Genomic DNA, 14,122 nt, shown 5'->3' on the forward strand with positions numbered 1-14,122 from the left:
ATGAGCACAGTGAAAGCGGGGGGCTCCGACCCGGTGCCCCCCGCCGGCCGACGTCTCTACGGACCCTCGCGCGTCCGCACACCCAAGAGTGTGACCGGCACCCGAAGGGTCATCGCGGCGGCGTTCCTGCTGCCGGCCCTGGTGCTGCTCGGCGCACTCGTCGTCTATCCGATCGTGTACTCCGTCTACCGGTCCTTCCTCGACCAGGCGGGTACCGGCTTCGCGGGCCTCGACAACTACAGGGCGCTGTTCACGGACGACACCATCCGTACGGCGGTCAGGAACAACGCCGTCTGGGTCGTGTTCGCGCCGACGGTCGCCACCGTTCTCGGGCTGATCTTCGCGGTGCTGACCGAGCGCATCCGGTGGGGTACGGCGTTCAAGCTGATCGTCTTCATGCCGATGGCGATCTCGATGCTGGCCGCGGGCATCATCTTCCGGCTGGTGTACGACCAGGCCCCGGAGCGCGGGGTCGCCAACGCCGTGGCGGTGGGTGTGCACGACACCTTCTCCGCGTCCTCGGGCTTCCCGAAGGCGCATCCGCTCCCGGTGCACCCGCTGAAGGCGGGCGGTGGCGGTTCCTTCGTCACGAAGGAGCCCGTGCGGGCCGGCGAAGCGGTGCGGTTGCCGCTGGTGGGGGTGGCGCCCGCGAAGATGCCGGGCGACGCCCGGCCGGCGAAGGACGCGACCGCCGCGGCCGACGGGAAGATCACCGGCACCGCGTGGCTGGACTTCACCAAGGGCGGGGGCGGCAAGCCCAACGTCGTCGACCCCAAGGAGCTCGGCCTCAAGGGCATCACGGTCGAGGCGGTCAGGGACGGCAAGGTCGTCGCCTCGGCCACGGCGGGCGCGGACGGCGTGTTCACCCTGCCCGCCTCGGCCGACGGCGCACAGATCCGGCTCCCGGCGGACAACTTCCGGGAGCCGTACAACGGCGTCGACTGGCTCGGGCCGTCCCTGGTGACGCCCGGGATCATCGGCAGTTACGTGTGGATGTGGGCGGGCTTCGCCATGGTGCTGATCGCCGCGGGTCTGGCCGGCCTGCCGCGCGAGCTCCTGGAGGCGGCCCGGGTGGACGGTGCGAACGAGTGGCAGGTGTTCCGCCGGATCACGGTCCCGATGCTCGCACCGGTCCTGGCGGTGGTGCTGGTCACCCTGATGATCAACGTACTGAAGATCTTCGACCTGGTCTTCATCATCGCGCCGGGATCCTCCCAGGACGACGCGAACGTCCTGGCACTCCAGCTGTACCGGTCCTCGTTCGGCACGGACGCGGACCTGGGCATCGGCAGCGCCATCGCGGTACTCCTGCTGCTGCTGGTGATCCCGGTGATGTTGTTCAACATCCGCAGGATGCGGAAGGAGGGACGCCGATGACGACGACCGAGCCGGTGATGTCGGACCGGGCCACGGATGCCGTGCCCGAGCCGGTGAAGGTCCGGCCGCCTCTCGGCGCGCGGATCGCGGCCCGTGCGGGCGGCGGGGTCATGCGGGTCTTCCTCGTCCTGGTCGGCCTGTTCTGGCTGATGCCGACCATCGGACTGCTGCTGTCCTCGCTGCGCGGGGCGGAGGACATCGCGGCGACCGGCTGGTGGAAGATCTTCACCGCCCCGTCCGAGCTCACCTTCGACAACTACCAGCGGCTGCTGGACAATTCGACGATCACCGATTCACTCCTCAGCACGGTCCTGATCACCGTGCCGGCCACGTTCCTGGTGGTGGTGATCGGCTCGCTCGCCGGATACGCCTTCGCCTGGATGGAGTTCCCCGGCCGCGACTGGTGGTTCCTGGTGGTCGTCGGGCTGCTGGTGGTCCCCGTGCAGGTCGCCCTGATCCCGGTCTCCGAGCTCTTCGGCACGATCGGGATCTTCGAGACGACCTTCGGCGTGATCATGTTCCACACGGCGTTCGGCCTGCCGTTCGCCATCTTCCTGCTGCGGAACTTCTTCGCCGAGATCCCGCGCGAGCTCCTGGAGGCCGCACGGCTGGACGGGGCGGGCGAGATCCGGGTGTTCACCCGGGTCGTGATGCCGCTCGGCGGCCCCGCGATCGCCTCGCTCGGGATCTTCCAGTTCCTGTGGGTGTGGAACGACATGCTGGTCGCACTGATCTTCGCGGATTCCGATTCCCCGCCGATCACCGTGGCGCTGCAGCAGCAGGTCCGGCAGTTCGGCAACAACATCGACGTGCTGGCGCCCGGCGCCTTCGTGTCGATGGTGATTCCGCTGGTGGTGTTCTTCGCCTTCCAGCGGCAGTTCGTGTCCGGTGTGATGGCGGGCGCCGTCAAGTAACGCCATTCGGCGCAGCACATTCGTTCGTCAACACCAGGGCGGCCCGTTCACTCGTGACCGGGCCGCCCTACCTCGCTGTTCCCCCGAATGCCATATCCGGCGTAACCATGTCACTCCATCGGCCGTTTGCGGGCCACCTGCCCGCCCGCGAGCGACCCCTGGATGTGTTGTGCCCCGGTTCAGTGTCATCGTGCCCGCGTACCGGGTCCAGGCGTATCTGCACGCGTGTCTCGACTCCGTGCTGAACCAGTCCTTCAAGGACTACGAGATCATCGTGGTCGACGACTGTTCACCGGACGCCTGCGGCCCGATCGCCGACGAGTACGCCGCCCGTGACCCCCGGGTCAGCGCCGTGCACCTCCCGCACAACTCCGGCCTCGGCCCCGCCCGGAACGCCGGTGTGGCCCGGGCGGCCGGGGACTACCTGCTCTTCCTGGACGGCGACGACACGTTCACCCCCGAAGCGCTGCAGACCATCGCCGACCGTCTGGAGGCCACCGGTGGGCCCGACGTCCTGGTCTACGACTACGCCCGTACGTACTGGTCGGGCGAGAGCGAACGCAACACCTTCGCCCATCACCTCGCGGAGACCGGCTCCGCCTCCTTCCGGCTCGCGGAACGGCCCGAGCTCCTCAAGGTCCTGATGGTCGTCTGGAACAAGGCGTACCGCCGCGAGTTCGTCGAGGCCGAGGGCTTCGCCTTCCCGCCCGGCTACTACGAGGACACCCCCTGGACCTATCCGGTGCTGATGGCCGCCGGATCGATCGCCGTCCTGGACGCGGTCTGCGTCGGCTACCGCCAGCGGCGCCGGGGGAACATCCTCTCCACCACCACGCGCAGGCACTTCGACGTGTTCGACCAGTACGACCGGGTCTTCGCCTTCATCGACGCCCGCCCCGAACTCGCCCTCTGGCGGCCGGTGATGTTCCGCCGGATGCTCGACCACTTCTCGACGCTGTACACCTCCCACGCCCGGCTTCCGCGCGGCAGCCGGGCCCCGTTCTTCCGCCGGGCCCGCGCCCACTGCCGCCGCTACCGCACCCCGGGCGCCCCCGTCCCGGGCCGGACCCGGCTGCGGCACGCGCTGTTCCGGCTGGGCGCCCACCGCACGTACCGCGCCCTGTGGGCCGCGCAGCAGCTGCGCGGCCGGCTGCGCCGGAGCACCACGACGCTGCGCCGTGCGGTGCGGGGCGCGGTCCTCCAGCTGCACTACCGCCTCCAGCTGCGGCTGCCCGTACGGCCCCGGGAGGCGGTGTTCGCGGCCTACTGGAACCGGGGCTACACCTGCAGCCCGGCGGCGCTGGAGGCCACGGCCCGCGCGCTCGTCCCCGGGCTGCGCACCTCCTGGATCTGCCGTCCCGAGGACATGCACACCGTCCCGGCGGCCACCCGGGTGCTGCACCCGGGGACGTTCGCCTACTGGACGGCCCTGGCCCGCTCCAAGTACCTCGTGAACAACGTCAACTTCGATCGCCGGCTGGTGAAGAGACGGAGCCAGGTACTGCTGCAGACCCATCACGGGACGCCCCTGAAGACCATGGGGACCGATCTCGTACACCGTCCGGCGGCGGCCGGTTCCATGGACTTCGAGCAGCTGCTCCGCAACGCCGACAAGTGGGATTTCTCGCTGTCCGCCAACCAGCACTCCACGCTGGTGTGGGAACGCACCTACCCGTCCGGCTACACCACGCTGGAGTACGGCAGTCCGCGCAACGACGTGTTCCACCGCGCGGGCCCCGCCCAGATCACGCGGCTGCGCGAGCGCCTGGCCGTCCCGCCCGGCAGCATCGCCCTGCTGTACGCACCGACCCACCGGGACTACCGGCGTGCCCAGCACCACTCCCTGGACCTGGGCCGGCTCGTCCGGGTCCTGGGCCCGCACTTCGTCGTCCTGGCCCGCTCGCACTACCTGGACGAGGCTGCCAGGACCACGGCCGGGCGCACCCCGCATCCGCAGATCATCGACGTCAGCGCCCACCCGTCCGTCGAGGAACTCTGCCTCGCCTCGGACGCGTTGATCACGGACTACTCGTCGCTGATGTTCGACTACGTCAACCTGGACCGGCCGGTCGTCCTCCATCTGGAGGACAGGCAGGCGTACGAGGCGGCTCGCGGCACGTACTTCGATCTGGAGGCGTTCCCTCCCGGGGCGGTGGCGCGCAACCAGGAGGAGCTGCACGAGATCTTCGCCACGGACGACTGGCGCGGCCCCCGGTCCGCGCAGCGGCGGGCGGCGTTCCGGTCCCGGTTCTGTCCGTACGACGACGGGCACGCGGCGGAGCGGGTGGTGCGCCGGGTCTTCCTGGACGACACCGCCGGGCTGCCGCTGCCCGTACCGCTGACGAGCCGGGGCCCGACCGGGGTGCCCCGGCAGGTGCCGGTGCGGGAGTACACGAACGGGTGAGGCCCCCGGGGTGCGGGAGCAGGCCCGCACCCCGGGCCCACCCCGGCCTCTGACTCAGCGTTCCAGGAACGCGAACAGCTCCTCCCAGCGGCGGACGGTCGCCGCCTCCGAGAACCGCTGGACGTTGGTCCTGGCCCGGTCCCCCATCGCGTCCCGCAGCCGGGGGTTGCCGGTGAGCCTGAGCAGCCGGTCGGCGAGCGCGCCGATGTCCCCGGCGGGTGCGAGCAGTCCGTCCTCGCCGTCGCGCACGATCTCGCGCACCCCGGGCGCGCAGTCGAAGGCCGCGCACGGCACACCGCTCGCCATGGCCTCCAGCAGCGCGAGCGGGAAGCCCTCGCCGCGTGAGGACTGGACGAAGACGGAGGAGGCGGCGAGCGCGCCCGGGACGTCGTCCGTGGGCCCCCGCCAGCCGACCGACCCGTCCAGCCCCAGGCCGGCACACTGCTCCCTGAGGCTCACTCCGTCCTCACCGGCCCCGTACACGTCCAGGCGCCAGTCGGGGCGCCGCGGGGCCACCAGTGCCCAGGCGTCCAGGAGCATGTCGATGCCCTTCTGGTCCGTGAGCCTGCCGATGCTCGCCACCGACTTCTCGCGCCGGGGGGAGGGCACGTCGGGCAGTGCGGCGAGCGCGTTCGGCATGAAGCCGACGTTGTTCATCCCGTCGCCGGCCCAGCTGTCGGCGTCCTCCTCGGTGAGGACGAGCCAACGGTCGAGGCCCGCGTAGTGCCTCTTGATCCAGCGGTAGCGGTGGCTCGCCCGGGAGTAGTCGTAGGACTCGTGGCTCATCCCGATGACCCGCAGGCCGGTGGTGTCCGCCTCCGTGACCCACTCCATCGCCCAGACCTGGCTGACGATCACCACGCCCCCGGGTGCCGCGGTACGGAAGATCTCCGAGAGCCGGCCGACGGCCCGCCGCTTGTCCGCTGCGCGGGCGGCCTCGTTCCGCCGGGCCGTGATCCGGAAGCGGTCCCGCACCCCCTTGGGCGCCCAGGGGGTCGGCGGATGAGCCGGGTACAGGGCGGTGACGGGGTATTCCGGCGGGTCGGGCAGGGCCATCCGGAGCTCGGCGGCGTGGATGCCGACGGTGTGCACCCGGTGGCCCCGCTGCTGGAACAGCTGGGCGGTCCGGTGCATCCAGCCGGTCACCCCGCCGAGTTCGTCCGTGCTGTTGGAGACGATGAAGACATCACGGCCGCTCATCGGCGGACCTCCCGATACCGGTGTTCGTGGCTCCGGACAGATACCGGGCGAAGACGGTGTCGACGACCGCCCGTGCCGCGTCCCCCCGGTCGTAGGCGCCGAACTCCCGGGCGAAGCCGGCACGGCGTTCCTGGAAGCCGGTGTCCGCGGCCTTCAGCCGGGCCAGTACGTCGAAGAGTTCGTCCTCGGTGGCGGCCACCGGCCCGGGTGCCTTCTCCCGCAGGTCGAAGTAGCTGCCGCGGTCGGCGGCGTACGCGTCGAGGTCGGGCGCGAACAGGACGATCGGCCGGTCCAGGAGCGCGTAGTCGAACATGATGGACGAGTAGTCGGTGACCAGGACGTCGGCGAGCGCGAGGAGTTCACTCACGTCGTGGTGGTCCGAGACGTCCACGACCGTCCCCGGCGGGCACACGGGCAGGCTCGCCGCCCCCAGGTAGTGCGCCCGCACCAGCAGCGTGTACTCGTCACCGAAACGCTCGGCGAAGCGTGCCGCGTCCAGCAGGAGCCGCCGCCGCTTCTGCTTCCCGGGCCCGCCCCGGAAGGTCGGCGCGTACAGGACGATCTTGCGGTGGTCGGGCAGCCCCAGCCGCGCCGCGAGCGCAGGACGCGGGAGCCGCCCCTCGGCCTCGTCCCTGGCCCGGGCAGCGAGGAGGGTGTCGTTGCGCGGGTACCCGGTGCGCAGCAGGGTCCGCTCGGGAAGCCGGTAGGCGCGGGCGAGGGTGCGCACGTCGTGCTCGGAGCGGACGAGGAAGTGGTCGAAGCGGTGCACGGCCTGCTGGAGCCGCTCACGCTGCGGGGCGTTCAGCAGGCGCACCCGGGTCTCGTCGAAACCCATGCGCTTGTACGCCGAACCGTGCCAGGTCTGCAGGTAGGTGGTCCCGGACGGTTTCGCGAGGTGCTGCGGGAAGCCCTGGTTGTCGACCCAGTACTCGGCCCGGGCCAGCGCCCACAGATAGCGCCAGGACCACCGGCGTACGAGCCGTGCGCCGTCGGCCGGGAAGCCCTCCGGGGAGTTGTCGTACGACCAGACGCAGTGCAGTGGCAGGCCCCTCGCGCGCACCTCCTCGTGGACGGCCCGGGGGCTGTCGCCGTAACAGGTGCCCATGTGGCTCTCGAAGACCACGGACCCCTTGCGTACGGGCAGCCGGAGGAGCCAGGAGTGGTAGACGGAGACCTTGAACCCCCGGGCGTACAGCCGGTCGCGGCGCCTGCGCAGGCTCCGCAGCAGGAGCCTGACCCGGCGCGCGGGGCGGAAGTGGGTGGCGTAGTGGACCAGGCGCCCGGCCGTGCGGGCGGGGCGGCGGTGCGCTTCGAGGCGCAGCGCGAGGTGGTCCTTGAGCGTGACGTAGGGCTGCCAGGTGTCCCCGGCCGCCGGGCCGAGCCTGGGCAGGGCACGGAACCGGTCCGCCGGGCCGACGAGGTCGTGGGCGGCGAAGAGGTCGCTGACCGCACGGGTCCGGCCGTCCTCCACCACCATCCGGGCGTCCCACACGGTGTCGCGGACCCCGAGGGGGCGCAGGGCGCGGGTGAGGTCGGCGCGGGTGCGCCAGTGGATTCCGGTGGCGTCGCGCCGCAGCTCGTCCACGGGCACGCGGAAGGAGCGGGAGCCGTCCCGTACGCGGAATTCGAGATGGGCCTTCGGTGACGGTCCGGGGCCGGTGTGCGCGGGCAGCACGAGATGGCCCTCCAGCAGGACCCGGCGGCCGTCGGTCTCACAGCGGGTGAGCCGGTTCATCAGCCGCAGCTCGCCGAACGTGCGGTGCTGGTGCCCCAGTCCGGTGACGTCGAGCGCCGGGTCCGCCTCCCCGCCCGGCCAGTACACGCGCCCGTCGTCCGCCACGGTGAGCGGCGCGGCCACGGTGCCCCGCCGGCGCAGCGCGTACGCCGCCGCGAGCACCCCGTCCGCGTCACCGCGCTCCAGCAGCCGGACGGCCGCGCGTTCGGCGGGCGGCAGGGTGAGCAGGACCCTCTCCAGGACGCTGTCGGGGAGCACCCGGGAGGCCGTCGCGGCGATCCGGTCCCGCTCGGCGGCGGGCAGCAGCGGGAAGGTGCGCACCAGCGGTACGAGGCGGTCGTGCAGGAACGCCTCGTCACGCTCCTCGCACAGCCCGGCCCGGCCCCGCGCCCTCAGGAGGTGACCGACCCTGCGGTGTGCCTCGACGAGTCCGGTGAGGTCCCGGCCGTCGTCGGGGACGGCACGCCCGGAGACGATCCGGCGGCGGACGAGCGCGATCCGGCCCACCGCCTCGGCGGCCTGGGGGCCGAACAGGATCTCGCTGCGGGTGAGGTCCTCGCCGTAGCGCAGGGCGTGCCGTTCCCGCGCCTCGCGGCGGAGGCAGAAGCCGGTGACCAGGGCGTCGTGCACGGCGAGTCCGGGGGCGTCGGCGAACCCGCCGACGGCGCGGGAACGCTCGAACAGCGGCTGCTGCCAGGGCGGTTCCTGCTCCTTGTCCCCGTCCCCGGTGAGCCGGCTCCAGCGCCCGGCGACCAGGTCGGCGCCGGTGCGCGCGCCGGCGTCCCAGAGGTTGCGGCAGGCGTGCTCCTGGAGGCGTTCGCCGTCGCCGAGCACGAGGACGTAGGTGCCCCGGGCCGCGTCCAGACCCGTGTTGCGGAGGGCCGCGACGCGGTCCGCGCAGGCGTCGGCGTCGAGGAGACGCACACGGTCCGGGGAACGCCCGGCGAGTGGCGCGGCCGCCGCGCGGAGGGCCGGGCCGCCGTCCGCGGGCAGGACGACGAGGGCCTCGACGGCACGCAGCGTCTGGTCGAGCACGGACTCCACGGAGGCCCGCAGGGCCGCTTCCCCGCCCGGGGCCGCGATGACGACACAGCTGAAGTCGGGGCCGCTCACGCCTGGTCCCCCTTCAGCATGCGGTCCACGACCCGGGCCGCCGCCGTCCCGTCGTCGAAGTCGCAGAACGACTCGCGGAAGCGGTCGTACGCCTCCTTGTGGGCGACGGCCGTGGCCTCCGGGTCGCGCAGGGCCTCGACGACCCCGGCCGTGGTGGGGGTCAGCGGGCCGGGGGCACGGTTCTCGAAGTCGAAGCAGAAGCCGCGCAGGGTGTCGCGGTAGTGCTCCAGGTCGTGGGTGTGGAAGACCATCGGCCGGCCGGTCTGCGCGAAGTCGAACATCAGGGACGAGTAGTCCGTGACCAGCGCGTCGCTGATCAGCATCAGCTCGGCGACGTCGGGGTGACGCGACACGTCACGGACGAAGTCGCTCTCCGGGACGCTCCCCCCGACCAGGTAGTGGCGGCGCACCAGCAGGACGTGGTCGTCGCCGAGCGCCTTCCGCATCTGTTCCAGGTCCAGTCGGAGATCGAGCCCGTACCGGCCGCTCCGCCTGGGACCGTCGTCGCGCCAGGTGGGGGCGTACAGGACGACGCGGCGGCCGTCGGGCACGCCGAGGGCCTGCCGTACGGCGGCGGCGACCTTCGCCCGGTCCGGGGCGTACAGCAGGTCGTTGCGCGGGTAGCCGCACTCCAGGACCTCGCCGGTGTGCCCGAAGGCGCGGCGCAGGACGGGTGTGGAGAAGCTGTTCGGCGAGACGAGCACGCTCCACTGGGCGGCGCGCCGCGGCATGGACGCCATGTAGGCGGTGTCCGCGTGGGGGCTGCCCTCCAGGTCGCGGCCGATGCGCTTGAGCGGGGTGCCGTGCCAGGTCTGGACGACGAACTGGCCGTCGGCCCGCTCGAACCACTCGGGCAGCTGGGTGTTGGTGACGATCCAGCGGCTGCGGGCCAGCGCCTCGTGCCACTCGGCGCTGTGCAGGGCCACGGCGCGGACCCCGGCAGGCACGGCGGCCTGCTGGTCCCGCACCACCCAGAGGTGCTCGACGCCGGTGGCGCGGCGGGCCAGTTCCTCGTGGACGGCGCGGGGCGAGTCCGAGTACTGGCGTCCGTCGAAGCTGGAGTACAGCACGGCCTCACGCAGCTCACCGCCGCGCGCGCCGGCGTACCCGGCGCGCAACCGGAGCTGCCCGTACGCTCCCCGGTCCCGCACCGGCAGGGTGCTGCCGGACTCCAGGCAGAGCCGGTCGTGGAAGCGCCGCTCCAGTGTGAAGCGGCGCCCGCCGGACTCCTGGCCCAGCGGCAGCCCCGCGTGGAGCTGGTGCACCACGCGCAGCGGGAGGTAGCGCTCCGGGTCCCGCTCGCCCGGTGCCCGGAGGAACGGGTACCAGCGGCCCTCGGCGAGCGGGAGGGTACCGCCGATGCCGTCGACCGCCCCGGGCACGAGCTCCGTACGGAACGACTCTCCCGTGCGCTCCACGGCGAAGGCGGTCTCCTCCTGGTGGCCGCTGTGCCGCAGGACCATTTCGAGCGGCTGCCCGGGGGCGGCCGGGCAACTTCCTTCGAGGACGAGGCCGCCGCCGTCCGGCCACGACACACGTCCGACGACGGGCTGCGCGGTCCGGTCGGTGAGGACCAGGTCGCCGGAGGGGTTGGCCGCGGCGTACACCTCCCGGTCTCCGGCCAGCGGATAGCGTCCGGCGTCGGTCTCCGGGCGGGCCGCCACCGTCAGCCGGCCCGCTCCGCCGACCAGTTGGACACCCCAGTCGCCGTCGGAGCGCCGGAACGCGTCGAGCGGCACCTCGGCGGCGACGGTGCACCCGTCCGTCTCGCCGCTGACCACCAACGGGAACTCCCGGGTCTCCTTCGTGCGCCACTCCTGGATCCGCAGGGCCGTGGGCTCGCTCCCGTCCAGGACCCGCACCGCGATCCGTACCCCGCTCCCGGCCTCCGTCGGCCGGTGCCCGGCGAGCACGGCGTCGATCCGCTCCACGCGCAGCTCCAGCTTGTTGCCGGAGAGCACGGGGACGATCCGGGTGCGCTCGTCGACGTACCGCACGGCGGGTGCGGCCGGATGACCGAGCAGCCGCATGGGGCCCCGGCGCGGGCGCCCCGCGCCGATGACGACGGACTCCAGCTTCCACACCCTGCGGGCGCCGCGCCCCGTTCCCTTCGCGGCGATCCGGGCCGGGTCGATGACGGTCTCGAAACCGGAGCGCCCGTAGTCGTGCAGCGAGCGGCCCGATCCGGCCGTCGCCTCGTCCGTCGCCGTCGTGCGCGTCCGGAGGGGCATCAGCCGCCTGCCCGACCGCAGCCAGCCGGTCCCGGCCGAGCGGCCCGGGGCGTTGCGGACGTACGCGTAGCCCTTGAGGTGCAGCTTTCCGTCCCGCCACACCGCCTCGGTGAGGTGCGCGTGCACGGGTAGGTCCGCGGCGGACAGGGTGGCGACCCGGCGCGGGAGGGGGCCTTCGACACCCGGGTGCTCGGCCCGGGGGCGGAGCAGGCCCCGGACGTGGAAGGTGTCACGGTCGGTGGACTCGTGGGCGAGGAGGGCCAGCAGCTCGGACATCCTGCGTTCCCGGATGAGCTGCCACTTGACGCGCAGATGCAGCGGCAGCGCGTCGAGGACGGCCGGGTCGACGGTGTCGGCGAAGGCGTTGGCATGGGTGAGGAAGGCCTCGTGGAATTCCGCGTCGCCGTCCGGGAGCGCCTCCATGAACAGCCACAGGTCGCCGGAGAGCACATGCGCGTCGTAGTGCCCCCGGGCCTCGGTCATGCCCCGTTCCGCGAGGAACCGGCTGACGGTGGTGACCGCCGTGACCCGGTCGCGGATGCCCCGGGGCACCGCGCGCCGGGTGGTGATCGAGCCGTCCCGGTCCCGCCAGTGGTAGACGGGCTCCTCGACGACGTCGACGCCGCCGGCCAGGAAGTGCGCGGGGAGGACGACGGCGATGTCCTCGTACAGGACGCCGGTCGGGAAGGCGAAGGCGTGCTGGTCCCAGAAGGCCCTGCGGAACACCTTGTTGCACGCGATGCGGTCGCCGAGCAGGATCCGGTCCCGGGTGACGTGGGTGGCCCGGCGGGCCTTCTCCATCGGCCGGCGGAACATCGGGGACTGTTCGAGAGCGCCGTTCGCCCGGAGCCTGAGCACGTTGCCGGTCACGAAGTCCGAGCCGGAGGCGTCGAGTTCGCCGAGCATCCGGGCGTACGCGCCGGGCGGGACGACGTCGTCGCTGTCGACGAACGCCAGGAACTCCCCTTCCGGGTGCGCCTGCGCGGCCCCGGCGTTGCGTGCGGCGCCGAGCCCCGCGTTGTCCTGCCGGATCAGCCGGAAGCGCGGGTCCCTCCGGGAGAACTCCATGGCCACGTCCGCGCTGCGGTCCTTCGAACCGTCGTCGACCATGACGACTTCGAGGTCGGCCATGGTCTGCTCGGCGAGCGAGTCCAGGCAGGCTCCGAGGTACTCCTCGACGTTGTAGAGCGGGACGACGACGGTGAGGCGGGGTGCCATGCGCTGCGCACGATCCTTCCGGGCGGACGACATCGGTCAACTGGTCTGCTGCTTGGGGGGTCCGGCAATCGGGGAGCCCTCGATCGCCGGACCCTCTTGACGAACGAGCCCCGTGCCGGGAGGCAACGGGGCTCGCAACGACCGCTGTCCGGCGACGGCTTCAGGGTTTGACCGCGATACGGCCCTCGTCCATCCGCAGGAGCAGCAGCTGCTCGCCGGTCTCCTCCAGGAATTCGTCCACGGCCTGGCGGGATCCCTGCCAGTAACCGTAGTCGTCGATCAGGAGCACACCCCCGCTGACCAGGCGCGAGTAGAGGTGTCGCAGTTCGTGCCGCGTCGAGGCGTACCAGTCGGTGTCGAGCCGCAGGATGGAGATCCGCTCCGGGGCCTGCTCCGGCACGGTGTCCTCGACCTTGCCCCGCACGTAGTGGATGCGGTCCTTCGGGTACGGCACGTTCTCGAATCCGGCCTGTACGTCCTCCAGCGATGCCACGGCCCAGATCGGCCGGTCCTTGCCCTGGGCGTCCAGCAGTTCCCGGGCCGGCCTGCCGTCGCGGCGCAGGTCCTCGGCGGTGGGCGGGGTCATGCCCTCGTACGTGTCGAAGAGGTACAGGTCGCGCCCGGTCTCGTCGAGCGACAGCAGCGTCTTCGCGCAGGCCTGCATGGAACCGCCGCGCCAGACGCCGCACTCCACGATGTCGCCCGGGATGCCGTGCCTGACGATGTGCCGGGTGGCGAGGACGAAGGCGTTGAGCCGCTCCGGGGAGGTCATCGTGTACGGCTTGACCGCACGGATGATGTCCTTCGCCTCGTCGTCGTAGTCGGCCGGGAACTGTGGTCCGGCCTTCGGCGCCGGCTTCTTCGCGGCGGCCGGCTTTCCGGGCGCGGTCCGCGCCGCCGCGTCCGCCGGATCCGTCGCGACGGGTTCCGGGGCGGTGCGGGGAGCGGGCACGATCGTGCGCCTGAGCTGGTACCCGGTGAGTTGCTGAAGGACGCCGTTGACGGCGTTGCGCCAAGCCATGGGGCCGGAGAGTACGCGCGCTTTGCGACTCATGTCACTTTTCGTCAACCTGTCGTTGATGCGCTCGCCGGGCTCTCCGCCCGTCCGCACCGATCCCGGCCGTCCAGCGGGCGCGGCAGCGGCACCCGGTCCACCCCGCCGACCCGGTTGGCCCACCAGACCGCCGTCTCCCGCACGGCGAACGCGGCCAGCCGGCCCTTCAGCCGGGCCACCGGCCGGGAAGGGTGCTCGGGCCTGCGGAAGACACCGACGGAGTCGCCCCAGTAGGCGGCCTTGGCGTCGATGGAGCGGTAGTCGTGCCAGATCCCCTTGGTGGGCGGGAAGTCCGTGTACGCCTCGCGGAGTTCGAGGCGGGAGTGGGCGGCCATCGCGCGGAAGCCGTCGGGGTAGTAGCGCCAGCAGTCCTGCGCGTCGTGGGCGTGACCGCGTGAGGGGGCGGTGATGAAGGCGTGCCCGCCGGGCTTCAGCACCCGGGCGATCTCCAGCATCGACACCCAGAAGAAGGGAATGTGCTCGAACGCCTGCCCGGAGAGGACGACATCGGCGCTGCCCGACCGGGCGGGGATCCGGTAGGGCCGGGTCATCACGGCGTCGACGTTGGGACCGTCGAGCACGTCGACCCCGAAGTAGTCGATGTCGTGGCCCGCCAGCAGGGCCCGGTGCGTACGGGTCTGCTTGCCGGAGATCCGGGAGCCGAGGTCCACGACGCGGTGCCTGCGGGACGTGGGCAGGTACTCCCGGATGCAGAGTTCCATCTGCTCGTAGGCGGATCGGTGCATGGGCCCTCCCGACGTTGCGATGTGTGCGCGCCCTGTTGAACACAACGAGGACGGGGTGCGGAAGGGTCGCCCCGTACGGGTGACGCGGGCTTCGTTCACGCCCCGGGCGCGGGGCTTCACCCCGGGGGCG

Annotated in this window: 8 protein-coding genes; 3 read left to right on the plus strand and 5 right to left on the minus strand. The window is 72.3% G+C overall.

Annotated elements, in window-relative coordinates; all coding sequences use genetic code 11:
* The 3 genes from OG524_RS14185 (at position 1) to OG524_RS14195 (ending at position 4,695) form a co-directional block, all read left to right on the plus strand.
* Positions 1-1,377 (plus strand): carbohydrate ABC transporter permease, encoded by a 1,377-nt coding sequence (locus tag OG524_RS14185; protein WP_405390452.1) that lies wholly within the window; start codon positions 1-3, stop codon positions 1,375-1,377.
* A gap of 17 nt (positions 1,378-1,394) precedes the next feature.
* Positions 1,395-2,291, plus strand: a complete 897-nt coding sequence (locus OG524_RS14190; protein ID WP_405393201.1) for a carbohydrate ABC transporter permease — start codon at positions 1,395-1,397, stop codon at positions 2,289-2,291.
* Positions 2,292-2,460: 169 nt separating this feature from the next.
* Entirely contained in the window at positions 2,461-4,695 is a 2,235-nt protein-coding gene (locus OG524_RS14195; RefSeq protein ID WP_405810490.1) for a CDP-glycerol glycerophosphotransferase family protein, read from the plus strand.
* Between the two features lie 54 nt (positions 4,696-4,749).
* On the opposite strand, the gene OG524_RS14200 is transcribed toward OG524_RS14195, so the two are convergent.
* The 5 genes from OG524_RS14200 to OG524_RS14220 all read right to left on the minus strand — a co-directional run bounded on the left by OG524_RS14200 (position 4,750) and on the right by OG524_RS14220 (position 13,992).
* Positions 4,750-5,895, minus strand: coding sequence for a glycosyltransferase (locus tag OG524_RS14200; protein ID WP_405390450.1), 1,146 nt, complete (start codon positions 5,893-5,895; stop codon positions 4,750-4,752).
* Positions 5,882-8,743: a CDP-glycerol glycerophosphotransferase family protein gene (locus tag OG524_RS14205; protein WP_405810493.1), complete on the minus strand. Its 2,862-nt coding sequence runs from the start codon at positions 8,741-8,743 to the stop codon at positions 5,882-5,884. The genes OG524_RS14200 and OG524_RS14205 overlap by 14 nt, the downstream gene beginning before the upstream one ends.
* Positions 8,740-12,192, minus strand: coding sequence for a CDP-glycerol glycerophosphotransferase family protein (locus OG524_RS14210; protein WP_405810495.1), 3,453 nt, complete (start codon positions 12,190-12,192; stop codon positions 8,740-8,742). Before OG524_RS14210 ends, OG524_RS14205 begins: the two co-directional genes overlap by 4 nt.
* Positions 12,193-12,352: 160 nt before the next feature.
* On the minus strand, positions 12,353-13,246 hold the full coding sequence (locus tag OG524_RS14215; protein WP_405810497.1) for a TylF/MycF/NovP-related O-methyltransferase: 894 nt from the start codon (positions 13,244-13,246) through the stop codon (positions 12,353-12,355).
* Positions 13,247-13,257: 11 nt separating this feature from the next.
* A complete protein-coding gene (locus OG524_RS14220) occupies positions 13,258-13,992 on the minus strand; it encodes a methyltransferase domain-containing protein (RefSeq protein ID WP_405390446.1) in 735 nt (244 codons plus the stop codon).
* Positions 13,993-14,122 lie beyond the last annotated feature (130 nt).

Source organism: Streptomyces sp. NBC_01520, assembly GCF_045040375.1.
Classification (GTDB): domain Bacteria; phylum Actinomycetota; class Actinomycetes; order Streptomycetales; family Streptomycetaceae; genus Streptomyces.

Excerpts from the sequence above, each read along its gene's own strand:
- OG524_RS14185 (WP_405390452.1), top strand. The coding sequence starts at position 1 with ATGAGCACAGTGAAAGCGGGGGGCTCCGACCCGGTGCCCCCCGCCGGC.
- OG524_RS14190 (WP_405393201.1), top strand. The coding sequence starts at position 1,395 with ATGTCGGACCGGGCCACGGATGCCGTGCCCGAGCCGGTGAAGGTCCGG.
- OG524_RS14200 (WP_405390450.1), bottom strand. The coding sequence starts at position 5,895 with ATGAGCGGCCGTGATGTCTTCATCGTCTCCAACAGCACGGACGAACTC.
- OG524_RS14210 (WP_405810495.1), bottom strand. The coding sequence starts at position 12,192 with ATGGCACCCCGCCTCACCGTCGTCGTCCCGCTCTACAACGTCGAGGAG.
- OG524_RS14215 (WP_405810497.1), bottom strand. The coding sequence starts at position 13,246 with ATGAGTCGCAAAGCGCGCGTACTCTCCGGCCCCATGGCTTGGCGCAAC.
- OG524_RS14220 (WP_405390446.1), bottom strand. The coding sequence starts at position 13,992 with ATGCACCGATCCGCCTACGAGCAGATGGAACTCTGCATCCGGGAGTAC.